24 protein-coding genes are annotated in these 20,680 nt (G+C 72.5%); 7 read left to right on the forward strand and 17 right to left on the reverse strand.

The window, feature by feature from the left end; all coding sequences use genetic code 11:
- Window positions 1-11: 11 nt before the first annotated feature.
- The 8 genes from FXF51_RS17140 to FXF51_RS17175 form a co-directional block, all read right to left on the reverse strand.
- Window positions 12-1,541: a PucR family transcriptional regulator gene (locus FXF51_RS17140; RefSeq protein ID WP_148435452.1), complete on the reverse strand. Its 1,530-nt coding sequence runs from the start codon at window positions 1,539-1,541 to the stop codon at window positions 12-14.
- A gap of 73 nt (window positions 1,542-1,614) precedes the next feature.
- Window positions 1,615-2,649, reverse strand: coding sequence for a DUF917 domain-containing protein (locus tag FXF51_RS17145; protein WP_148435453.1), 1,035 nt, complete (start codon window positions 2,647-2,649; stop codon window positions 1,615-1,617).
- On the reverse strand, window positions 2,637-3,671 hold the full coding sequence (locus FXF51_RS17150; protein ID WP_148435454.1) for a hypothetical protein: 1,035 nt from the start codon (window positions 3,669-3,671) through the stop codon (window positions 2,637-2,639). Before FXF51_RS17150 ends, FXF51_RS17145 begins: the two co-directional genes overlap by 13 nt.
- Window positions 3,668-4,975, reverse strand: a complete 1,308-nt coding sequence (locus FXF51_RS17155) for an MFS transporter (protein ID WP_148435455.1) — start codon at window positions 4,973-4,975, stop codon at window positions 3,668-3,670. Before FXF51_RS17155 ends, FXF51_RS17150 begins: the two co-directional genes overlap by 4 nt.
- Before the next feature lie 362 nt (window positions 4,976-5,337).
- Window positions 5,338-6,309 (reverse strand): alpha/beta hydrolase, encoded by a 972-nt coding sequence (locus tag FXF51_RS17160; RefSeq protein ID WP_148435456.1) that lies wholly within the window; start codon window positions 6,307-6,309, stop codon window positions 5,338-5,340.
- A gap of 72 nt (window positions 6,310-6,381) precedes the next feature.
- A complete protein-coding gene (locus FXF51_RS17165) occupies window positions 6,382-7,149 on the reverse strand; it encodes an ATP-binding cassette domain-containing protein (RefSeq protein WP_148435457.1) in 768 nt (255 codons plus the stop codon).
- On the reverse strand, window positions 7,146-8,189 hold the full coding sequence (locus FXF51_RS17170) for an ABC transporter permease (RefSeq protein WP_148435458.1): 1,044 nt from the start codon (window positions 8,187-8,189) through the stop codon (window positions 7,146-7,148). Before FXF51_RS17170 ends, FXF51_RS17165 begins: the two co-directional genes overlap by 4 nt.
- Window positions 8,186-9,172: a sugar ABC transporter substrate-binding protein gene (locus FXF51_RS17175; RefSeq protein WP_148435459.1), complete on the reverse strand. Its 987-nt coding sequence runs from the start codon at window positions 9,170-9,172 to the stop codon at window positions 8,186-8,188. The genes FXF51_RS17170 and FXF51_RS17175 overlap by 4 nt, the downstream gene beginning before the upstream one ends.
- 124 nt (window positions 9,173-9,296) lie before the next feature.
- Here FXF51_RS17175 and FXF51_RS17180 point away from each other — a divergent pair, with 124 nt between their 5' ends.
- Window positions 9,297-10,541, forward strand: coding sequence for a phytase (locus FXF51_RS17180; protein WP_148435460.1), 1,245 nt, complete (start codon window positions 9,297-9,299; stop codon window positions 10,539-10,541).
- A 100-nt stretch (window positions 10,542-10,641) separates the two neighbouring features.
- Window positions 10,642-11,946, forward strand: a complete 1,305-nt coding sequence (locus FXF51_RS17185; RefSeq protein ID WP_148435461.1) for a M50 family metallopeptidase — start codon at window positions 10,642-10,644, stop codon at window positions 11,944-11,946.
- 22 nt (window positions 11,947-11,968) lie between these two features.
- On the opposite strand, the gene FXF51_RS17190 is transcribed toward FXF51_RS17185, so the two are convergent.
- The 3 genes from FXF51_RS17190 to FXF51_RS17200 form a co-directional block, all read right to left on the reverse strand.
- The gene (locus tag FXF51_RS17190) at window positions 11,969-12,199 is read right to left on the reverse strand and encodes a hypothetical protein (RefSeq protein ID WP_148435462.1); all 231 of its coding nucleotides are present in this window, start codon (window positions 12,197-12,199) and stop codon (window positions 11,969-11,971) included.
- A gap of 60 nt (window positions 12,200-12,259) precedes the next feature.
- Entirely contained in the window at window positions 12,260-12,616 is a 357-nt protein-coding gene (locus FXF51_RS17195) for a hypothetical protein (RefSeq protein WP_148435463.1), read from the reverse strand.
- Window positions 12,617-12,749: 133 nt separating this feature from the next.
- Entirely contained in the window at window positions 12,750-13,973 is a 1,224-nt protein-coding gene (locus FXF51_RS17200) for a DUF5685 family protein (RefSeq protein WP_148435464.1), read from the reverse strand.
- A 95-nt stretch (window positions 13,974-14,068) separates the two neighbouring features.
- Here FXF51_RS17200 and FXF51_RS17205 point away from each other — a divergent pair, with 95 nt between their 5' ends.
- Entirely contained in the window at window positions 14,069-14,353 is a 285-nt protein-coding gene (locus FXF51_RS17205; RefSeq protein WP_148435465.1) for a hypothetical protein, read from the forward strand.
- Window positions 14,354-14,458: 105 nt separating this feature from the next.
- Here the strand turns inward: FXF51_RS17205 and FXF51_RS17210 are convergent, their stop codons facing one another.
- The 6 genes from FXF51_RS17210 to FXF51_RS17235 form a co-directional block, all read right to left on the reverse strand.
- On the reverse strand, window positions 14,459-15,469 hold the full coding sequence (locus FXF51_RS17210) for a toluene hydroxylase (RefSeq protein WP_148435466.1): 1,011 nt from the start codon (window positions 15,467-15,469) through the stop codon (window positions 14,459-14,461).
- A gap of 2 nt (window positions 15,470-15,471) precedes the next feature.
- Window positions 15,472-15,777, reverse strand: coding sequence for an MmoB/DmpM family protein (locus FXF51_RS17215; protein WP_148435467.1), 306 nt, complete (start codon window positions 15,775-15,777; stop codon window positions 15,472-15,474).
- 26 nt (window positions 15,778-15,803) lie between these two features.
- Window positions 15,804-16,160, reverse strand: a complete 357-nt coding sequence (locus FXF51_RS17220) for a Rieske 2Fe-2S domain-containing protein (protein ID WP_148435468.1) — start codon at window positions 16,158-16,160, stop codon at window positions 15,804-15,806.
- The gene (locus tag FXF51_RS17225) at window positions 16,150-16,401 is read right to left on the reverse strand and encodes a toluene-4-monooxygenase system B family protein (protein ID WP_148435469.1); all 252 of its coding nucleotides are present in this window, start codon (window positions 16,399-16,401) and stop codon (window positions 16,150-16,152) included. Before FXF51_RS17225 ends, FXF51_RS17220 begins: the two co-directional genes overlap by 11 nt.
- A 17-nt stretch (window positions 16,402-16,418) precedes the next feature.
- Entirely contained in the window at window positions 16,419-17,903 is a 1,485-nt protein-coding gene (locus FXF51_RS17230) for a YHS domain-containing protein (RefSeq protein WP_148435470.1), read from the reverse strand.
- Window positions 17,904-17,973: 70 nt separating this feature from the next.
- Complete coding sequence (locus FXF51_RS17235; protein WP_148435471.1) at window positions 17,974-18,195, reverse strand: hypothetical protein; 222 nt, start codon at window positions 18,193-18,195, stop codon at window positions 17,974-17,976.
- A gap of 96 nt (window positions 18,196-18,291) precedes the next feature.
- Here FXF51_RS17235 and FXF51_RS17240 point away from each other — a divergent pair, with 96 nt between their 5' ends.
- The 4 genes from FXF51_RS17240 to FXF51_RS17255 all read left to right on the forward strand — a co-directional run.
- Window positions 18,292-18,516 carry a hypothetical protein gene (locus FXF51_RS17240; RefSeq protein WP_148435472.1) on the forward strand — a complete coding sequence of 75 codons (225 nt, stop codon included), beginning with the start codon at window positions 18,292-18,294 and terminating at the stop codon, window positions 18,514-18,516.
- Window positions 18,517-18,546: 30 nt separating this feature from the next.
- Window positions 18,547-18,873 (forward strand): hypothetical protein, encoded by a 327-nt coding sequence (locus FXF51_RS17245; protein ID WP_148435473.1) that lies wholly within the window; start codon window positions 18,547-18,549, stop codon window positions 18,871-18,873.
- A 95-nt stretch (window positions 18,874-18,968) separates the two neighbouring features.
- Window positions 18,969-20,234 (forward strand): cytochrome P450, encoded by a 1,266-nt coding sequence (locus FXF51_RS17250; protein ID WP_148435474.1) that lies wholly within the window; start codon window positions 18,969-18,971, stop codon window positions 20,232-20,234.
- A 92-nt stretch (window positions 20,235-20,326) separates the two neighbouring features.
- Window positions 20,327-20,680, forward strand: a 354-nt coding sequence (locus FXF51_RS17255) for an AAA family ATPase (protein ID WP_148435475.1), incomplete at its 3' end; no start/stop codon positions are given.

A 20,680-nucleotide genomic window follows, 5' to 3' on the forward strand; every position in this document is an offset into this window, starting at 1 on the left:
CATGCGCGTACTCACCGCAACATCACGTGGCAGGCGAGCTGCAGGGCGAGCCGGGTCGCCGCGTCGTCGAGATCGAAACCCGCCGACTTGATGCGATCCAGGCGGGTGGTGATCGTGTTGCGGTGCACGCCCAGCCGCTCGGCCGCCCGCAGCGCGCCACCCTCGTCCAGGACCGCGCCCAGCGTCTCCAGCAGCGTGCCGTCCCTGTCGATCGCCAGCAGCGGGCGCAGCACCACCGCCGCCGGCGCCCGCAACGCGCCCGTCGGCAGCGCGCCCAGCAGCTCCGCCGGGCCGATCCGATCCGCCCGCTGCACCACGCCCGCGCCCGCCACGTACGCCGCCGCCTCCGCGCCCAGCAGCGACTCCGCCATCACGTCCAGGCCCTCCACCTGCGCGCCCACTCCCCCCGCGCACGACCAGGGCATGCTCAGCAACGCCTGGCGGACGCGTTCGGCCAGGTCGGACGGGGCCAGCGCGGACCAGCCCGCCCAGCCGTCGCCCCTGGTCATGACGGGGACGTCGCCGAGGGTCGCGGTGATGAGGGTGGCGGCCAGGGGCGCGTCGCCCGGCTCGGTCAGGGGGCGGATGCGGTAGGCCGTGAGCAGGCCCCTGACCGGCCAGCCGAGCGCGATCGCGGCGGCCCGCACGCCGCCGTCCGCGCCCGGCCCGGGCCCGGCGTCCGGTGCTGGTTCGGCGTCCGGTGCACGCTTGCCGTCGGGTGCGGCGTCCGGTGCGGGCTCCGGCTCCGTCAGGACGCGTTCGGCGAGCGACGCCTGCCAGGCGAAGGCGCGGGAGGCACGCAGCCGTTCCCGTGCCGCCCACGCCGTCAGCGGCGCCACCGCCAATCCCAGCACGGTCCGCACCACCGCCGGCCATCCGGGCGAGCGCGACGAACCGGCGGCCACCAGCGTCCCCAGCACCTCGCCCTCCTGATCGGGCACCACCACCTCGGCCGACCACCGCCCCCGCCCGGCGGACGGGTCGCCGATGGCGTCGCGGCGGCCCGCCAGCGTCAGGCCGTACCGGTCGAGAAAGGCCACCGACGTGCCAGGCAGCTCCGCGTTCAGCACCCCCAGCACCCGGCGCGCCGACGCGCCCGCATCGGCCAGCCTGGTCGCGCAGCGGGCCACGAGCTGGGTGCGCGCCGCGTCAGGACGGGAGGCGGCCGACGCCACCCGTACCGCCACCACCAGCGGATCCTCATCCACGAAGATCAACGTCACGCCGAGCCGCTCCGCCAGCACCTCCCCCGAGCCCTCACTCAGCCCGCCCGCCGGCGCGATCACGCACGCCGCCGCCTGCTCCCAGGCCCGGCGCATGGCCATCTCCACCGCCCAGCCCCCGCTGGCCGCCGTCCCGATCAGCACCACCGCCGTGTGCGGCGCGACCGTGGCGAACACCGCGGGCTCGTCCACGATCCGCACCCCGCGCACGGGGTTCTCGCCCGCGCCGTACATCCGCGCCCCGGCCAGCGGCCCCCCGCTGACCAGCTCCGCCACCGTGACCGGCGCCTCCCACCCCGGCTCCCGCACCCCGCTCACCCCGCACCCCCGCGTCTCGGCACGCTGCCCACAGCGCACCCGCCCACAGCCCACCCGCCCACAGCGCACCCGCTCACAGCGCGATCCCGAACGCGCGTGGCCCGCCCAGCGCCAGCCCGCGCTCCGTATGCCACACCGGCGCGGCCTTGACCACCATGATGTCCACCTCCAGGCCGGGCTCGGCCTTGTCCACGTCCACCACCATCCCGTCGCCGGTCGAGATCATGCAGATCTGGTCCGGCACCGTGGCCACCACCGCCCCGTCCGCCAGAGCCAGCACGATCTCGTTGTGCGCCTCCAGCCGCACCAGCCGCCGCAACCCCTCCGACTCCCGCACCACGATGCTCGACGGCAGCGACGGCAACGCCAGCTCACCCCCGTGCCCCGTGCTCCCCTCCACCGCCTGGATCCGCCCCCGGCACAACGTCCGCACCCCGTACGGCGCCGCCGCCGACCGGGGCGCCCCCGGCTCGCCCGCCCGCATGAGCAGGCTCACCGTCCCCGGCACCAGCACCCGCGCCAGGTCCCGCGCCGCCATCGGGTAGCACGCCGCCACCGCCCACCCGCCGACCGACAGCACCACCGGACGCAGCAGCTCCTCCACCCGATCGGCCGCCGTCTCCAGCAGCACCAGCTCCCCCGACCCGCCCGCCAGCGCCAGCGGCGCCGCGCTCATCCCGCCCAGCGTGTACGTGGTCTGCTCCACCAGCGGGAACACCCGCCCCGTACCGTCACCGTCCACCATCGGCAACCCCAGCCCGGCAGCGGCGATCAGCGGGATCAGCGCGTTCTCCGCCGCCAGGTTCAGCGCCGCCACCGCCCCGGCCCGCTCCCCCAGCCTGCGTTCCAGCGCCCGCACGGCCCGCTCGGGCTCGTCCCCGGCGGGCAACTGCTCGCCCAGCGCCGTCGTGGAGCCCACCAGGCTGACCACCAGGCACAACGTCTCCGGCGCCAGCTCACCGGCCCCCACCAGCTCCACGCCCCGGCCGACCACCGACGCCGCCCAGTCGTAGGCGAGGTTGTACGACGACTGCGCCGCCCCCGTCGCGAACAACCGCGACCCCGCCGAGAAGCGGCCCAGCCCGTCCAGGTCGATCAGCCGGCCCACGGCCGCCCGCCCGCCGTCACCCGCACCCGGTAGAGGCCGTCGGGCAGGTACGACAGCGGGTTCACCGTGACCTCGTCGATCCCCGCCGACCCCGGCGCCGCGCCCGCGCTGACCACCCGGGTGAGCGCCTCGTCCCTGGCGTCCCGCAGCACCCGGTCCAGCTCGGCCCGCCCTCTGGCCTGCACGATCCGCTCCACGTGCGCCTCCGGCCGCCCGAGCGCCGCCCCGTACGCGGTCGCCACCCCGTCGGGCACCCCCGCCTCCCCGGACGCCGCAACCCCACCGGAGGCGACGCCACCACTCCGAGCCGCACCCTCGCCCGGAGCCGCCACCCCGTCCCGGCCCCGCACCGTACCGGCGCCCTCGGCGAGCGCCGTCCGCCCCCGCGCCAGGCTCGCCACCGCCCCCAGGTCACACGTCAGCGGAAACCGCCGGAAGTAATGCGCCGACACCAGCCCACCCCCCGACCTGGCGAAGTACGCGGGCACCCCCGGCAACTCGCGCGCCACGTCATCCGCGATCCGCCCCGCCTCCGGCCCGAGCGCCGCGTTGCGGATCGCATCAGCCTCCCGCTCCCGCAACCCCGGATACCCGAACTCGTACGACAACGTGATCCGCGCCTCCGGCACCTCGGCAGCCACGATCGCCGCCACCGCCAGCTCGTGATCGGCCAGCATCGGCGACCCGGTCGCCGTCACCGCGAAGTCCGCCAGCCCGCACGTGGCCGCGAATCGCCGCACCGCGTCGGTGTCCAGCGGCGTCAGCGGACGCCCCGTCACACTGTGCCCGCCCCGCACGATCGTGGCCATCCCCGCCCCCACGACCGGCCGCAACGCCTCCGGGCAAGGCCCGCCCACGCGGATCGCCGCCACCGGAGCCGTCGGCGCCCCGCCCAGGTTCACCGCCACGCAGACGCGCGACGCCGTCCGGGCCACGCCACGGGCGACCGGCCAGGTGACGGCGCCGTCATCGACGGCCACCACCGACAGCGCGGCCTCCCCCAGGGCGACGCCGAGGATCACTCCAGCTCGCGCCCTTCCGTCTCGGGCAACGGCACGGCCAGCAGCGCGGTCGCCACCATGAACGCGTTGATGATCAGCATCGTAGCGGTGAAGCCGGTGGCGTTCGCGAGCAGCGCGCCCACCGCCGACGGCGCCACCGTGGTCGCGACGAGCTGCGCCGCCGTCGCCCACGAGTAGCCGGTGCCGCGCAGCGCCGTCGGGTAGAACTCGCCGTTCCAGGTGTTCCAGACGCCCCACGCGCCCATGCTGAAGAACGACAGCACGAAGTTGCCCGCGTACAGACCGAAGGAGGACTCGGCGGTGGCGAACCAGAGCCCGCCCAGCGCCGCCGCCACCACGTACACCAGGAAGACCCGCTTGCGGCCGAACCGGCCCGTCAGCAGCGACGCGCTCACGTACCCGGGGATCATCATCAGCGCGCTCAGCGCCGCGAACCCGAGCGACGCCGACAGCGTCAGCCCGCGCTCCTGCAGCAGCGTGGGCAGCCACGTCTGCAGCCCCCAGTAACCCCAGTTGAAGACGAAGTTCAACGCCAGCATCACCAGCGTGATCCGCGCCAGGCCGCCCTTGAACAGGTCCAGCGGGCGTCCCACTCGCTCGCTCGCCACCGTGAACGTCGCCTCGGCGTCCGGGCTGCCCAGCGAGCGCAGCACCGCCCGCGCCTCCTCCTGCCGGCCCCGCGCGGCCAGCCAGTACGGCGACTCCGGCACCCACGCCCTGATCGCGAACGCCCACACCCCCGCCACCGCGCTGGCGGCCACCACCACGTGCCAGCCGAGATCGCCCAGCACCGTCGAGGCGCCGATCGCGGCCAGCATGCCGATCGGCCACCCGATCGACAGGTACACGGCCGCCGGGCCGCGATGCCGCGTCGGCAGCAGCTCAAGGAAGAACGGGAACGTGATCGTGTACACGCCGGCCAGCGCCAGCCCCGAGGCCACCCGCAGCGCCACCAGCACCTCCGCGTTCGGGGCGAACGCCGAGGCCAGCGCGATCACCCCGTACGCCAACAGCGACCAGAACGCCGTCGGCCGCCGCCCGATCCTGTCGGCCACCGGCCCCCACACCAGCACCCCGGGGATCATGCCGAACGCGACCGCCGACAGCACGAGCCCGATGCCCGCCTCGTCGATGCCCAGCTTCGTGCCGAGATCGCCGGAGACGTACACGAGGGCGAGCTGTTCCCACGACTCGATGACGAACGCGACGAACAGCGCGAGCGCGATGAGCACGTGCCTGCGCGTGAACGGCATGCGGTCGAACGCCGCGCCGATCGGCAGGGCCGGTGAGTCGATGGCGGTCATGGTGCTCCTACGGAGGGGGGCGGAATCTGGCCGCACCCTACGGCGAGCCCGCGCGGCGGGGCCTGTGCGAACCGCCCTGACCAGGGACCCCGGCCTGTGCGGGCCGCACGGGCGCACGCACCGGCGGCGTCTGGCCTGCGTCAAGCCGCACCGGCGCACACCGGTCCGCCTGAGCCGTGCGCGGCACATGCCGGTGCGCCTGAGCCGTGCGCACCGCACGCCGGTGCGCCTGAGCGTGCGTGGCGCGCCGGGACACCCGGTGCGGGCCGCTTCTCGGCGAGAAGCGGCCCGCCGGTTCTGGGCGGGCGGGGTAATAACGGGCCCGGGGGTCTGCCGGGCCACAGTTTCACCGCCGGACGCCTTTACTTAGTAGATTCCGTCCCGAGCCACCGCCGCAGCATGCCCGTGGCCAGCTCCATGGCCGTCTTGTTCGCGTTCGTGTCACGCAGCAGGTCGACCATGGCGAAGTCGTGCACCATCCCGGCCAGCCGCACCGCCGTCACGTCGTTGCCCGCCTGGCGCAGCCGTCCCGCGAACGCCTCGCCCTCGTCGCGCAGCACGTCCGCCTCGCCGTTCAGCACGAGCGCGGGCGGCAGGCCGCGCAGGTCCTCGTCCTTGGCGCGCAGCGGCGAGGCGTGCGGCTCGTTCCGCTGGGCGGGGTCGGTCGTGTACTGGTCCCAGAACCACTTCATGCCGTCGCGGTTGAGGTAGTAGCCGGTGGCGAACTGCTTGTACGACTCGGTGTCGAAGTTCGCGTCGGTGACCGGGTAGAACAGCGCCTGCCCGAGCAGCCGCACGTCGCCGCGCTCCTTGGCCATCATGGCCAGCACGATCGACATGTTGCCGCCGACCGAGTCGCCGCACACCGCCATCCTGGACGCGTCGAGGCCCTTCTCGTCGCCGTGCTGCATCACCCACTGGGCGGCGGCGTAGTTCTGCTCGATCTGGGTGGGGTACTTGGCCTCGGGCGCGCGGTCGTACTCGGGGAAGACCACGGCGGCCCCGCACCGTACGGCGAGCTCGCGGACGAGACGGTCGTGCGTGTGCGCGGAGCCGAACACCCAGCCGGCGCCGTGGATGTAGAAGATCACCGGCAGGGTGCCGGTGGCGCCCTTGGGCTTGACGATGCGCACCGGGATGACGCCGGTCGGGCCGCCCTGGACCTGGATCCACTCCTCGTCGATCTCCGGCTTGGGCACGTTCGGGTCCGACTGGAGCTTCTCCAGGATCTCCCTGCCCTGCTCGGGCGGGACCTGGTAGATGAAGGGCGGCTTGGCGTTGGCGTCCGCGAACTGCTGCGCCGCCGGCTCCAGCACGACAGTCTTGCTGGTCATCGTGGTCATACTGCTCTTGTGCCTTCCGGCCGCTCCAGCCGACCACCATGACGCGTCAAATGTCGGCCAAAGTCACTCGCGTCTGAGCTCGTGCGCCAGCTCCTCCAGCTCCGCCCCGCCCGCCATGAGCGCGGTCAGCTCCTGCGCGGTGATGTCGTCCTTGCCGTACTCGCCCATGCTGGTGCCCCTGTTGAGCAGCAGGAACCGGTCGCCCACCGGGTAGGCGTGGTGGGGGTTGTGCGTGATGAAGACGACGCCGAGCCCCCGGTCGCGGGCGCGCGCGATGTAGCGCAGCACGACGCCCGCCTGCTTGACGCCGAGCGCCGAGGTGGGCTCGTCGAGGATCAGGACGCGGGCGCCGAAGTAGACGGCCCTGGCGATGGCCACCGACTGCCGCTCGCCGCCGGACAGCGTGCCGACCGGCTGGTCCACGTCGCGGATGTCGATGCCCATGGCGCGCAGCTCCTCTCGGGCCACCCGCCGGGCCTTGGCCACGTCGAACGCCAGTCCCTTGCGCGGCTCGGAGCCGAGGAAGAAGTTCCGCCAGACCGACATGAGCGGGATCATCGCCAGGTCCTGGTAGACGGTGGCGATGCCGCGGTCGAGCGCGTCGCGGGGGCTGGCGAAGCTCACCTCCCGCCCGTCCACCAGGTACGCGCCCGCGTCGTGCCGGTGCACGCCCGACAGGATCTTGATGAGGGTGGACTTGCCCGCGCCGTTGTCGCCGAGCACGCACATCACCTGCCCTGCCGCCACGCCCATCGACACGTCGCGCAGCGCCACCACCGAGCCGAACGTCTTGCCGATCCCCCTGGTCTCCAGGATCGTCTGCGAGGTCAATGCCGCACCTCCTCGGCGTACCGCCGCACCAGGCGGTTGGCCAGCGTCGCGAGCAGCAGCATGCCGCCCAGGAAGAACTTGAACCAGTCGGCGTCCCAGCCGAGGAACACGATGCCCTTGTCGGCCATGCCGAAGATCACCGCGCCGATGGCCGCGCCGATGGCGGAGCCGTACCCGCCGGTGAGCAGGCAGCCGCCGATGACGGCGGCGATGATGTAGATGAACTCCTGCCCGATGCCGATGTTGGCCTGCACCGAGGTGTAGCGCAGCGCCAGGATCGAGCCGACCAGCCACGCCGCGAACGCGGTCGTCATGAACAGCGCGATCTTCGTACGGGCGGCGGGCACGCCCACCGCGCGGGCCGCGTGCTCGTTGCCGCCCACCGCGAAGATCCAGTTTCCGGCCCTGGACCGCATGAGCACCCACGTGGCCACCGCGGTCACCAGGATCCACCACAGGATCGCCACCCGGAACGACGTGCCGCCGATCTCGATCGTGCCGGCGAAGACGGCGTTCGCCGTCTCGAACCCCTCCGCCCGCCGCAGCCCGCTGACCTGCACCGTCCCGGTGATGGCCTTGGTCACGCCGAGGTTGATGCCCTGCAGCATGAGGAACGTGCCCAGCGTCACGATGAAGCTGGGCAGCCTGGTCCGGGTGACGACGAGCCCGTTGGCGTACCCGATGGCCAGCGCCACGACGAGACCTGCCAGCATCGCCAGCCACACGTTGAAGCCGAACCTGGTGGCCAGCGTGACGAGGATCAGGCCGCTCGTCCCCGTCAGCACGCCCGCCGACAGGTCGAACTCGCCGCCGATCATGAGCAGCGCGACCGCGACCGCCATGATGCCGAGCGTGGCGGCGGGGTCGAGCCAGTTGGCGATGCCGTCCGGCGAGCGGAACACCGGCGACTGCGCGGCGAAGAACACGAACACCGCCACGAGCCCGACCACCGCGCCGAGCTCGGGCCGGATGAGCAGGCGGCGGGCCAGCCCGACGTGGGCGACCCGCTCGTCGGCCGCCACCTGAGCCGGCACCGTCATCGAGTGCCCGCCTCCGCCAGCTTGGCCACCTGGGAGGCGTTGTCCTTGGTCACGAACCCGGGCCCGGTGTTGACCGCCAGGCCGCCGCCGACCGTGTTCAGGTTCGTGTTGTAGAGCCTGAGGAACGTGATCGGCAGGTAGCCCTGGAGGTACTGCTGCTGGTCCACCGCGAACAGGATCTCCCCGTCGTTGATCGCCGTCACCACGTCGGCCGACAGGTCGAACGTGGCCAGCTTCGCCTGCGAGCCCGCGTCCTTGATGGCGTCCCTGGCGGCGATCGCGATGGCCGGGTTGAGCGACAGCACGCCGTTGACCTGCTGGTCGGACTGGAGCTTGGCGGTGACCTTGGAGGTGACGTCGGCCAGGTTGCTCACGTCCACCTGCAGCCGCTCGACGGTGCCGCCCAGCGTCTGCTCGGCGCCCTTGCAGCGCTGGTCGAGCCCGACGTTCCCGGCCTCGTGGATGACGCACAGCAGCTTGGTGACGCCGGCCGCCTTGAGCTGCTCGCCCGCGCCGCGCCCGGCCACGTCCTCGGACTGGCCGACGTGGGTGATCGCGCCGAACTCCTTCGAGGACTCGGCCCCGGAGTTGATCGTCACGACGGGGATCTTCGCGGCGACGGCCTTGCCGATGGCCTCCTTCAGCGCGTCGGGGTTGGCCATCGACACCACGATGCCGTCCACCTTCTCGGAGACGGCCTGGTCGATGAGCTGCGACTGCTTGGCCGGGTCGCCGTCGCCCTGGTAGGTGACCTTCACCCCGTACTGCTTGCCCGCCGCCTCGGCGCCGTTCTTGACCACGTCCCAGAAGGAGTCGCCCGCGGCGCCGTGGGTGATGACGGAGAAGCCGGCGCCGCCTGCCTGGGGGGCCGCGGAGGATGCGGGCGGGGCGGCGGCACTCGGTTGCCCTCCCGCCCCGGATGAGGAACAGCCGGTGACGGCAAGCGCGCCCAGCAGGGCCAGCACGATCGGGGTACGTCTCACAGGACACCTCCAAGACCAACGGGCTCGCCCTGGTTCTACCTCAATGTCATCTGTTTGTATAGACATGCTGACTTATGCGCGGTACGTTCAGCCCGCGTTCACGGTTGTCGATGATCGTGAGGAGATGCCTGTGCGTGCATTGGTTTCCACGGTCCTCCTGCTCGTCACCCCCCTCGCCCCGGCGGCGGCCGGCGAGCCCGCCGCCGTCACGGCCGCCGCCGAGACGCCCCCGCTGTACGACGACGAGGCGGGCGGCAACGCCAACGGCGACGACCCGGCGATCTGGGTGCACCCCACCCGCCCCGGCAGGAGCATCGTCATCGCCACGGCCAAGGAGGGCGGCCTGTACGTCTACGCCCTGTCCGGCGCCCAGCTCCAGCACATCCCCGCCCAGCTCCCGCCCGGCGACGGCCACGAGCCGGGCCGGCTCAACAACGTGGACCTCGTCCGCGGCTTCCGCCTGTCCACCGGCGTCAAGGCCGACCTCGCCGTCGCCTCCGACCGGGGCCGCGACCAGCTCCGCGTCTACGCCATCGACCCGGCCGCCGCCGCAGCCGGACGGCCGCCGCTCAAGGACGTCACCGACCCCTCCGTGCCGTTCGTCTTCAACAGCACCCAGGAGGAGGTGGACGAGGCGCGCACAGCGTACGGGCTGGCCGTCAGCGGCACCCGCGTCGTCGTCAGCCGCCGTCACCAGACCACCATCGGCCTGCTGCAGCTCGCCGCCGCCCCCGGCGGCAAGGTCACCTACCACCGCGTCCGCACCCTCGACCTGCCCGCCACCTTCCCCCTCCCCGACGGCACCACCTGGGTGCCCTGCGCCGAGCCGGGAGAATTGCCGCAGGTCGAAGGCATGGTCGTGGACCGCGGCACCCTCTACGCGGCCCAGGAGGACGTCGGCGTCTGGCGGCTGCGCGCCGACCTGACCGGCCGCCCCGTCCTGATGGACAAGGTCAAGGAGTACGGCCGTCAGGACACCTACGACCCGGCCACCGAGGAGTGCCTGCCCGGGCCGGACCGCGGCTACGGCGGCTCCCACCTGGCGGCCGACGCCGAGGGCCTGACCGTCTACGAGGACGGGGACCACGGCTACCTGCTGGCCTCCAGCCAGGGCGACGACACGTTCGCCGTCTACGACCGCGACGACAACGACTACGTCGGCCAGTTCCGCGTGGCCGCCGGGGCCCGGGTGGACGGGGCCGAGGTGAGCGACGGGGCGATGGTCACCAGTGTTCCGCTGGGGCGCTCCTATCCCGAGGGGTTGCTGGTGGTGCATGACGGGGCCGACACGCCCGGGGACGGGGATCGGGAGGTGACGAACTTCAAGTTCGTGGACTGGCGGCTGGTCGAGGACGCCATCGATCAGTGATGTCGCGGGCCGCCCTGGGGTGTGGCGAGTTCCACTACATTGGACCTTTCGTCCCGTCCTGAGTGTCTGTCGTCGCCGCCTGCCGAGGAGCGCCCTCCAGATGAACTGGCTCTACGTCGCGGGGATCGTCCTCTTCCTCCTCGGCTTGCTGCTCTCCATCGCGCTGCACGAGCTGGGCCACCTGATCCCGGCCAAGCTGTTCGGGGTCAGGGTGACCCAGTACATGGTGGGCTTCGGCCCCACGGCGTGGTCACGGCGCAGGGGCGAGACGGAGTACGGCGTCAAGTGGATCCCGTTCGGCGGCTACATCCGCATGATCGGCATGCTGCCGCCGCGCCCCGGGGAGGATCCCGCCAAGGTCAGGAGCATGGCGACAGGTCCTTTCCAGGGGCTGATCGAGTCCGCCCGCGAGGCCGCGCTGGAAGAGGTGCGGCCGGGCGACGAGAGCCGCGTCTTCCACCGCAAGAAGTGGTGGAAGAAGGTCGTCATCATGGCCGGCGGGCCGTTGATGAACTTCGTGCTGGCGTTCGTCTTCTTCGCGATCCTGCTGGTCGGCATCGGCCTGCCCGCCGACGCCCCCATCGTCTCGCCCACGACCGAGACGTGCGTCATCCCCGGCTCCGAGCGGCGTGCCACGTGCGAGCCCGGCGACCGGCCCACCCCGGCCGCGCGGGCGGGCCTCAAGCCGGGCGACCGCCTGGTCTCCTTCGACGGCGCCGCGATCCGCTCCTGGGACGACGCCACGCGCCTGATCCGCTCCCACGGCGCAGGCCCGGCCCGGCTCGGCATCGTCCGCGACGGCGAGCCGATGACGGTCGACGTCACGCTCATCGCCCAGGACCGGCCCAGCCTCGACGACCCCGGGAAGATCGACGAGGGCGCCGGTTTCCTCGGCGTGCGGCCCACCCAGGTGATGGAGCGGCAGAGCGTCGGCGAGGTGGCCGGCTACATGGGCGGGCTGACGGCCACGGTGGCGGGCTCGATCGTCAACCTGCCGGAGAAGATGGCCGGTGTCTGGCACGCGGCCTTCTCCGGCGAGGAACGCGACCCCGAGGGCCCGGTGGGCATGGTCGGTGCGGGCCGCCTGGGCGGCGAGATCCTGACCTCCGACCTGTCCGCCACGGAGAAGATCGCCACCTTCGTCAACCTGCTGGCCGGCTTCAACCTGGCCATCGGCCTGTTCAACCTGATCCCGCTGCTGCCGCTGGACGGCGGCCACATCGCGGGCGGCCTCTGGGAAGGTCTCAAGGGGGCCTACGCCAGGATCATGCGGCGGCCGAAGCCCAAGCCTGTCGACATCGCCAAGGTGCTGCCGCTGACGTACGCGGCCGCGCTGGCGATGATGGTCATGGCGGGCCTGCTGGTCTACGCCGACCTGGTCAACCCGCTCACGCTGACGAACTGACGGTCCGTCGCGCCCTGGATCCTCATGGCCGGTGCGGGGTCGCGGGCAGCACCTTGACCATCGCCGCCTCGCAGTTGACGCAGGTCGCGTGGGCCCAGGGCGGCATGCTGCGCAGCCCTCGATGACGCCAGGAGACGGTGTCCCCGCCATGGCCGTCGTCGAAGTGGCGGGCTTCGTACTCGTCGTGCCAGATGTGTGAGCAGTGCTGGCAGATGAACGTCCAGATTTCCGAGAACACGTCGGTTTCGCGCATGGCGAAGCACCTTCCGGGAGCTTGACGCGGATGGCTGGCGGTCGAGGGGAGACCGCAGACCTATACGCGCCAGACGCTCAGCCGGACCAGGCGCCGCGTGTGCCGGACCTCTTGCGCCGGAGCCTCTTCGACCATGCCGTGCGTCGCCCTGACGAGGTGGGCGGGCGATCCGCCGACGAGCACGGCGGGTGGCGGGCCTCCCGTAGCTCGCGGTCGCTTCGCGGGTGAGCGCGCCTGGCAGCGCAGGCCGGGCTCGGCGCTGCCGGGATCCTCGCCGACATGGACGGACGAGGTCACCGGAACCGATTCGGCCGCGAGAGCATGGGCGCCGGGCGACCACAACGCCACGGCCAGCCAGAACGCGGTGAGCATGACCAACCATCGCACCAGGCAGGACGCCGGACGGTACGTGGTCATAACATCACCTTGAGTAACGGCATGCGGGCTGGCGCTATCGCCTAGTACTTCGTATCCGCAGGTCAGCCGAGTTAAACGGCCCGCTGAGGCCACAAGACCCGCGAAGCTCCCACGCCGCCGGCCCGTGTGGCGGTCAGCAGCTGCAGTCGCAGCCGCAGCCGTCGCAGCCGCAGCCGCCGCCCTCGCCTGAGCAGCAGTTGCAGCAGTTGCCGCAATTGCTACAGCCGTCGTAGCCGGAGCAGTCGAAGCGCTCGCAGCAGGAGCCTTCGCGGTCCTCGTCCCAGGGGGGACGGTACAGGCCGCAGGTGCAGCAGCTCAGGGCGCCGCACGCCAGCGAGAGCAGGCCGCCGGGGTCCCGCTTCGGCGGTTTGCGTCCCGGCGGCGCGCCCGGGCCGCCGGGCGCGCCGGGCGGATGCCCTGGACCGGGCGGGTAGCCAGGACCGGGCGGGTAGCCAGGACCGGGGGCGTGGCCGGGGCCGTGCGTTCCGGTGGCGATCCCGGGTGTTCCGGTGGCGAGGGCGAAGGCTCGGGAGATGGCGTTGCCGGTCTCCCGGACCAGCAGGGCGCGCGTCAGGGCTGGGCGGGGCAGGTCCAGTTCGTCCACGGCGGCGCGCAGCCCGGCGTGCGCGGCGTCGCAGTGGCGGCGCGCCTCGTCCAGGCCGGTGCCGGTGGCCGCCAGCGGGTTGTACGCGCCGGACGCCCGATCGTCGGCCAGGTCCTCCACCGCGTCGATCAGGTGCGCCAGCCGCCCGAAGCCACGTCCGGCCGCTTCCAGGGGCTCCCGGTTGTGCGGCTTGCCCGCCAGCACCCCCGTGTGCGCGAACGCGGCGGCCACGGCGTCCTCGGTGGGCCCCGTCAGCTCCCGCAGGCCGGTGGGCGTCGCGCGTTCCAGCAGCGCCTGACGGCCGGCCGCCGCCGTCAGCGGGGTGGGGTCGAACCCGAGCGTCCCCGCCATGGCCGTGCCGGCCGTGGACCAGCGGCCCGCCAGACGGGTGGCGCCCGCGGCGACCGGGCGGCGGGCGTAGGCGCCGTCACCGTCCGCCACGTGGTCCTTCACCTTGCCCGCCGCCAGGAGCAGCGACACCGAGGCCGCCAGCCGCACGCCCTCGGACTGCACCACGTCGGCGCCCTTGAAGCCACGCAGCGCGCACGGGCCCGCCCGGCGGCGCGACCCGGGCGTGGGCGACTGGGCGTCGGTGAGGACGGACACGAGCAGGCCGTCGTAGTTGGTGACGAGCCGGGACAGGTGCCCGTGCTCATCGCGCAGCGCCAGGCAGAGCCCGCACAGGTGGCCCATCCAGTCCGCGTAGAGCCCTTTGCACAGGACGTGCTGACACGGGCGGACAATGCCGAACATTTGTCCCCTTGATCGCCTATTTGGGAGCCAACCGTAGCACTGCTCAAGGACCGGTCTTGGCGGTACGGGGTTACCCGGGCTGGTACAAATGCGGCATGAACTACCCCCCGCAGCCGAACCTGCCGCCGGCCCGGCCTGTCCAGAGCCGTAAGTACCGCGTGTGGGCGCACGTGCTGCTGTGGACGCCGATCGCGCTCACGGTGACCGGCGTCGTCCTCGGACTGGGGCTGTTCGCGGCCGCCGACGCCGACCCGGCGTATGGCTCGTCCGCGCTCGGCTACATCGGCATGTTCGTGTGGGGCGCCCTCGTGGTGCTGTCGCCGCTCCTGCTCGGCTCGTTCGTCGCCGGGCTGGTCATGTGGAGCCGCGCCCGCCGCTGAGGCCGGGGGCGCGGTGTCGCGGGCGGGTGGGGATGATGTCGTCGCCGCCCGCGCCGAGGCGCCGGCCGCCGTCATCCCGCCGCATACGAAGGCCGGCCGTGCGCCTCAGCTCAGGATCGCCCCGCTGAGCCGCTCGGTGGAGGTGGTGACGGCCGCCGCCACCTCGCGGGGGTCCGCGGGGCGCGGGGCCGTGGCGAACACGGCGGCCAGCCCTTCGACCGCCGCGGTGGCGCGCGGCGTCCAGGTGTGCTGCCAGTCGGTGACGGCCTTGAGGTTGTCCGGACGGGCGGCGAGCGCGTAGCGGGTCAGGGCCGTGCTCCACGCCTGGCTGCGGGCGGTGTCGGCGCCGGAGTCCTTCAGCAGCCGCGCGGTCAGGCCGTCGCCGTGGGCGTCGGCCAGGTCGGCGAAGGACTCCTTGAACAGCGCGTCGAAGGCGGGCTTGACGACGAGGTTGAGTGCGACGAACGCCTCGCCCCAGTCGTAGGCGAGCAGCAGCAGCTCCAGGGCCTCGCGGGCGGGTTGCCACGCGGGGTCGTCCTCCCAGACGGCGCGCGTCGCGCCGCTGTCGGCGAGCCCGGCCCCGTGGGTGAGCGACAGCGACTTGGCCCGGTAGGCGATCCACTGCAGGGCGCGCAGTTCGTCGGCGCCCTGGAACAGGGCCGCGTTGGTGATGGCCGCGCCGGGGCCGAGCTGGGCGACGTACATGCTGGTGATCTGCAGGACGTGCAGGGCGAAGCGGGCCGGCAGGTACGCGCGGCCGAGCACCGCGACCCAGGCGGGGTCGAGCCGCGCGTCGTGGTCGTCGGCCTCGAAGCTGTCCACGACGCCTTCGGCGTAGATCTCGCGGTCGTTCTGGAGCGCGACGTAGCGCCGGTAGTTGAGGCGGCCGGGGTCGCGGAAGCCCTCCCAGTCGGGCGCCTGCAGCAGCGAGCCCTCCCGGTAGCGCAGGTACCACTGGTTGATCGCGCTGCGCGGGTCGAGGTCGAAGGGCGCCGGCCGGCGACCGTAGTGGTAATGGAAGCCCCGGGTGACGATGTCGTACTCGTCGGGCCTGCGGCGCTCGCCGTCGAACAGGCTCCAGGTGCGCCGCCGGCGAGGGTCGCCTGCCGTTGCCATGGTCAGTCCTCCCTGGTCAGGTACCAGATGAGCTCGTCGTCGCCCTCGTAGCGCATCCGGCCGGCGAAGCTCGCCATGGCCGGTTCGAGGCCGGACAGCGGGAAGGCGCGGCCGGTGGCCTGCTCCAGGCTGGCGCGGGTGACCCGCAGCCGCAGCGGCGCGTGGATGCGGACGTAGCCGCCGTGGTCCTCCACCAGCAGTTCCTTGCCGGGGTTGTCGTGCTCGATCGCGGTCAGCAGCGCGTCCACCACGTCCGGGTCGAAGCCCCGCACCACCGGCCCCACCAGCCGCCTCTGGTCCTCTGCCACGAGCGGGCTCCTCACTGGTCGCGCGGCTAGCCGCGGCAACGGTTGTGGTGACGCAGGCCGTCGGCCGGCACCGCGACGTCGATCCGCTCCCCCCGCACCCGCACGGGGAAGGCGTACAGCCGGCACGTGTCCGGGTTGAGCCCCCGGCCCGTGCCGAGGTCGAACTCCCAGCCGTGCGCCGCGCAGGTGAGCACCCGGCCGTCGAGGTCGCCGGAGACCAGCGGGAACTCCAAGTGGGGGCAGAGCGCCTGGTAGGCCCGCAGCTCGCCGCCCGGCAGGTGCGCCAGCAGCACGGCGTCGCCGCCCACCTCGACCTCGGCGAGGTCGCCCTCCCACAGCTCGTCCAGCGTGGCGGCGGGCAGCCAGCGCGGGTCAGCGCTCATCGTAGAACGCTTCCACGTAGTCCATCGGGCTCACGCCCGCCTCGCCGACGCGCTGGCCGGCGGGCAGGACCCTGCCTTCGTGCCGTACGCGGACGGGGCCGGGGGCCGCCGCCACCCGGCGGCCGGCGACGTGGACGGCGATCTTCTGGCCGACGACCTCGGCGGTGTCCTGGTCGTCCACCAGGACGAGCAGCACCGCGATGTCGCCTCGGAAGCTCGCGGACAGCGGCAGCGGCGCCATGGGTTCTCCTCTTGCGGTTACCGGCGGGCCCAGTCGTAGTCGGTGGCGTCGCGGCCCTGCTCGGCCTCGGACAGCCCCATGTAGCGCAGCACGCCGCCCAGGTCGGGCGGGGTGATGTCGCCGGTGAGCAGGCGGTCGACGAGCGACTTGTGCCCGGCGAACCGCTCAGGCCGGGACGTGAAGATCCACTTGCACGGTTCCGAGCAGAACTGGTAGGTCCGGCCCTCGTACGTGTGCCGCAGCGGCGCGGGCGAGTCGAGGGCCCCGGCCGTGACGCCGGCGGGCCGGACGATGGGGATCTGGCAGAGGTTGCACATGAGCGGCAGCGTCTCGGGGAAGGTCGCCGCGACGTCTCCCTTGCGCAGGTTGTCCTGGATGACGTCCCAGTTCCGGCCGAAGGTGTCGTTCCACCCCGGATACTTCTCCTCCAGCCACGCGCGCTCGGCGGCCGACGCCCCCGCGTCCGGGTTCCACCACACGGTGGGCCGGTAGGTCCACACGCCCAGATGAATGGCGTGGTGGTACCAGGAGAGCTCGCGGATGAACTCCTCCCAGTACCAGGGGCGGTCCAGGCCGAAATCGTGGAACTGCTCCGCGAACTGTTTGATCACCCAGTCCTCGATGAATTCCTTGAACGACATCCGCCGGCTTTCCAGCGGCGTGTAGTAGTCCATCGACAGGCCGGTGAGCACGGCGAAGGCCCGCCACGACCGCCAGAACATATGGTCGATCAGGAATTGGCCCCATTTCTTGTGCCCGTTCTCCAGCAATATCTTGATGGTCGGCTCGCCCTGCTGCGAATGGCGGGCCTCATCGGTCTGGATGCTGGAGATGAGCGCGCCGAACTCCAGGTCGCCCACGTCCATGGCGTCGGCCGCCATGCCGAGGAACTGCAGGTTCGTGAAACCCGTCTCGAAGGTGAAAGTGAGCTGCAGCGCCATGGAGACCGCGTCGTTGGCCAGGAACATGTCGTCGAACAGGTGCCGTACGGCGAGCACCACCCAGTTGTCGGTGTGGAACGCCTTGAGCGCCCAGTCGGCGCGCGGCTCCTTGTCCAGCAGGCCGTAGGGGAAGAACGCCTGGATCTGGCCGTGCCGCATCTCGTCCAGCGCGCCGAAGGTCGCGGTGTTGCGCCAGGCGGCGGCCCGGCCGAACCGGGCCATGCGCGCCTCCCCGATCGAGGCCAGGAATTCGGGCATGGTGATGGCGCCGTAATGGGCCAGAATCACGGATTTCCAGCCGGGGTCGAGCTGGTCGAACAGCTTCGAACGGCCGACGGCGTTCTTGAGTGAGTAAGTCGTGGTGTCCTTGGTCACCTGGTTGTGCACGTATTCCCGATAACTGATCTTGTAGGGCTCGTCCCATCGTTCCCAGCCGTCGCTGGGGATGCGGTGGGAGCCGGACAACTCCTCGGGGAATGCGGCTTCCTCGGTGACGTAGCGGAAGGTCCAATTGGTGTCGCGCGACAGGTCGTACCAGTCGCTGCGCGAGAGTTTCGGCATGATGGCCTCCCGGACCTGGCGCTCGCCCCATCTGTTCATAAATGCAATCCGGATAAATGTAAACACTCGGTCAGCGGGCCATGCGGGAGAAGGTCCGCGGCTCCTCGGCGAACAGGCCGGGCTGCTCGAACGCGGCGAAGTGACCGGTTCGTTCCAGTGCAGGATGTCGGTGGGCGGCCCGTTCGGCGGCGATGCGTTCGACGCCTCGGCCGGGACGGTCCGGCTTGTCGCTGGAGCCATGGCCGGGCAGGGACGGGGCGCCGCACGGGGCCGTGGTGACGGGCTCGACCACGTCCACACCGCCTGGGCGGCCCCGCGTCTTGAAACTCCGCCTTCTATTAGTAAAATTAACTAACAGTTACAACTGAATCCGCAGGTGAGGAGCGTTATGAGCAGAGCAGTCTTCCGCCTCACGGTCGCCGGTCTAGGTCTCGCCGCCGCACTCGCCGGCGCCACGGCCCCGGCCTCCGCCGCGCCCGTCAGCATCTACGGCTACTACCCCAGCGCCGAGAGCTGCAACAGCGTCGGCCAGCAGGGCCGGAACAACGGCCTGTGGCCCTGGTACACCTGCTTCCAGTCCGGCCAGCTCTGGGCCCTTCAGATTCCCTGGTGAACCTCCCGCCCCGAGGGCAGGGTGGAGTCCGTGACGGATGCTGAGCAGTGGGCGGCGCTGGCCCGGCAGTGGCTGGCGCTGTCGTCCAGGCGGGCGGCGCGGGCGATGCGGGAGCGCGAGCAGGAGGCCGCGCGGCGGCGGCGCGAGTGGCGGCCGGACGCGAGCTGGCGGGGGAAGCGCGCCGACGAGGAGGCCGTCGAGGACCTGGAGCGGGTGCGGTGGGCGACGGAGCCCGAGCCGGCGGCCGGGCCGCCGGGCGAGGAGGAGATCGAGGCGGCGCGGGAGGCCTTGGCGCGGGAGGTGGCGCTGGCCCGCGCCAGGGAACGTGCGCGGCGCGAGCGGGACGGCGACGCCTGAGGCCGAGGCGGGGACATCATCGGCCTCCCCTGAGCGCGGCGTGGCGGTTACGGTGGCGGTGGTGGCGATCAGCGCAGCCCTCGCCAGGAGACGACATGAGCGACCCCGCGCCCCTCCCCCTGTACATGCGCCGCTCCCTCTTCGACCCCTCCCCCGAGCTGACGGCCGTCCGCGACCAGGAGGGCGTCCGCCGGGTGAGCACCCCCTACGGCACGGACGTCTGGGTGGTCACCAGGCTCGCCGACGTCAAGGAGGTCCTCAGCGACCCGGCCCGCTTCAGCAACGCCAGGCAGCCGCGTTTCCCGAGCGCGCCGGAGATGACCCGCGAGCAGATCGAGTCCATGCGGGCGGGCACGCTGCTGCTGTTCGACCCGCCCGAGCACACCCGCCTGCGCCGCATGCTGACGCCGGAGTTCACCGCCCGCCGCATGCGCCGCCTGGAGCCGCGCGTCAGGGACATCGTGACCGGGCATCTCGCCGCGATGCGGGCGGCGGGCCCGCCGGCGGACCTGGTCAGCGCGTTCGCGCTGCCGATCCCGGCCCTGGTGATCTGCGAGCTGCTCGGCGTGCCGCGCGGGGACCGCGCGGCCTTCCAGCGGTGTACGACGACGCTGCTCGACATGTCGCTGCCCCTGGAGGAGCGGACCGCGGCCCGGATGGAGATGCGCGCCTACATGGCCGAACTGGTCGCGCGCGCCCAGGCCGACCCGGGAGACGACCTGCTGGGCACGCTCGTCAGGGAGCACGGCGGCGACGCGACGACCGCCGACCTGGTCGGCTTCGGCAGCCAGTTGCTGCTGGGCGGGCACGAGACCACCTCGAACATGCTCGGCATCGGCGCCCTGGCCCTGCTGCGCCACCCCGCCCAGCTCCACCTGCTGAGACGGGAGCCGGAGCGGATCGGCGCGGCGGTGGAGGAGCTGCTGCGCTGGCTCACCGTCGTGCACTCGGGCACGTTGCGGACCACCACCACGGAGGTGGAGCTGTCGGGGGTGCGCATCCCCGCCAACGCGTCGGTGGCCTGCGCGCTGCCCTCCGCCAACCGCGACCCGGCGCTCGTCCCCGACCCCGACCGGCTCGACATCGCCCGACCCGACCCCGCCCGGCCCGACCCCGCCCGACCCGACAGCGCCCGACCCGACAGCGGCCGGCGCGGCACCGGACACGGCGACCTGGGTCACGTGGCGTTCGGTCACGGCGTGCACCACTGCCTGGGCGCGCCGCTGGCGCGGATGGAGCTGCGGATCGCCTTCGGCGCCCTGTTCGCCGGCTTCCCCGGGCTGCGCGAGGTCGCGCCGCCGCCCGGGTTCCGTTCCTCCAGCATCGTGTACGGGCTGACGTCCCTCCACGTGGCCTGGTGAGGAGCCGCTCGGGCCGGGACGCCGTGATGCATAATGAGGCTCCGCCCGAATTGGCCAGGTTTGGCCCCCTTGGACCTGCGCGGTGGTGGTGAATGACGAGCAGCACTCCACGACAGGGGTTGCACGGCAGACGCGACGAGTGTCAGGCACTCGATCAGGTGCTCGCGGGCGCCAGGGCGGGTCAGAGCCGGGTGCTGATCCTGCGCGGCGAGGCGGGGGTCGGCAAGTCCGCGCTGGTGGAGTACCTGGTGGCGAAGGCGTCCGGCTGCCGGGTCTTGCGGGCGGCCGGGGTGGAGTCGGAGATGGAGCTGGCGTTCGCCGGGTTGCACCAGTTGTGCCTGCCGCTGATGGGCCACCTCGATCGGCTGCCGGGTCCGCAGCGTGACGCCTTGTCGGTGGCGTTCGGGCTGAGCGCGGGCAACGTGCCGGACCGGTTCCTGGTCGGC

The organism is Nonomuraea sp. PA05, assembly GCF_008086045.1.
Taxonomy (GTDB): Bacteria; Actinomycetota; Actinomycetes; order Streptosporangiales; family Streptosporangiaceae; genus Nonomuraea; species Nonomuraea monospora.

Coding starts and splice junctions, on each gene's coding strand:
- FXF51_RS17155 (WP_148435455.1), bottom strand. CDS start 4,975: ATGACCGCCATCGACTCACCGGCCCTGCCGATCGGCGCGGCGTTCGAC.
- FXF51_RS17160 (WP_148435456.1), bottom strand. CDS start 6,309: ATGACCAGCAAGACTGTCGTGCTGGAGCCGGCGGCGCAGCAGTTCGCG.
- FXF51_RS17170 (WP_148435458.1), bottom strand. CDS start 8,189: ATGACGGTGCCGGCTCAGGTGGCGGCCGACGAGCGGGTCGCCCACGTC.
- FXF51_RS17180 (WP_148435460.1), top strand. CDS start 9,297: ATGCCTGTGCGTGCATTGGTTTCCACGGTCCTCCTGCTCGTCACCCCC.
- FXF51_RS17185 (WP_148435461.1), top strand. CDS start 10,642: ATGAACTGGCTCTACGTCGCGGGGATCGTCCTCTTCCTCCTCGGCTTG.
- FXF51_RS17190 (WP_148435462.1), bottom strand. CDS start 12,199: ATGCGCGAAACCGACGTGTTCTCGGAAATCTGGACGTTCATCTGCCAG.
- FXF51_RS17195 (WP_148435463.1), bottom strand. CDS start 12,616: ATGACCACGTACCGTCCGGCGTCCTGCCTGGTGCGATGGTTGGTCATG.
- FXF51_RS17200 (WP_148435464.1), bottom strand. CDS start 13,973: ATGTTCGGCATTGTCCGCCCGTGTCAGCACGTCCTGTGCAAAGGGCTC.
- FXF51_RS17205 (WP_148435465.1), top strand. CDS start 14,069: ATGAACTACCCCCCGCAGCCGAACCTGCCGCCGGCCCGGCCTGTCCAG.
- FXF51_RS17210 (WP_148435466.1), bottom strand. CDS start 15,469: ATGGCAACGGCAGGCGACCCTCGCCGGCGGCGCACCTGGAGCCTGTTC.
- FXF51_RS17220 (WP_148435468.1), bottom strand. CDS start 16,160: ATGAGCGCTGACCCGCGCTGGCTGCCCGCCGCCACGCTGGACGAGCTG.
- FXF51_RS17225 (WP_148435469.1), bottom strand. CDS start 16,401: ATGGCGCCGCTGCCGCTGTCCGCGAGCTTCCGAGGCGACATCGCGGTG.
- FXF51_RS17230 (WP_148435470.1), bottom strand. CDS start 17,903: ATGCCGAAACTCTCGCGCAGCGACTGGTACGACCTGTCGCGCGACACC.
- FXF51_RS17240 (WP_148435472.1), top strand. CDS start 18,292: ATGAGCAGAGCAGTCTTCCGCCTCACGGTCGCCGGTCTAGGTCTCGCC.
- FXF51_RS17250 (WP_148435474.1), top strand. CDS start 18,969: ATGAGCGACCCCGCGCCCCTCCCCCTGTACATGCGCCGCTCCCTCTTC.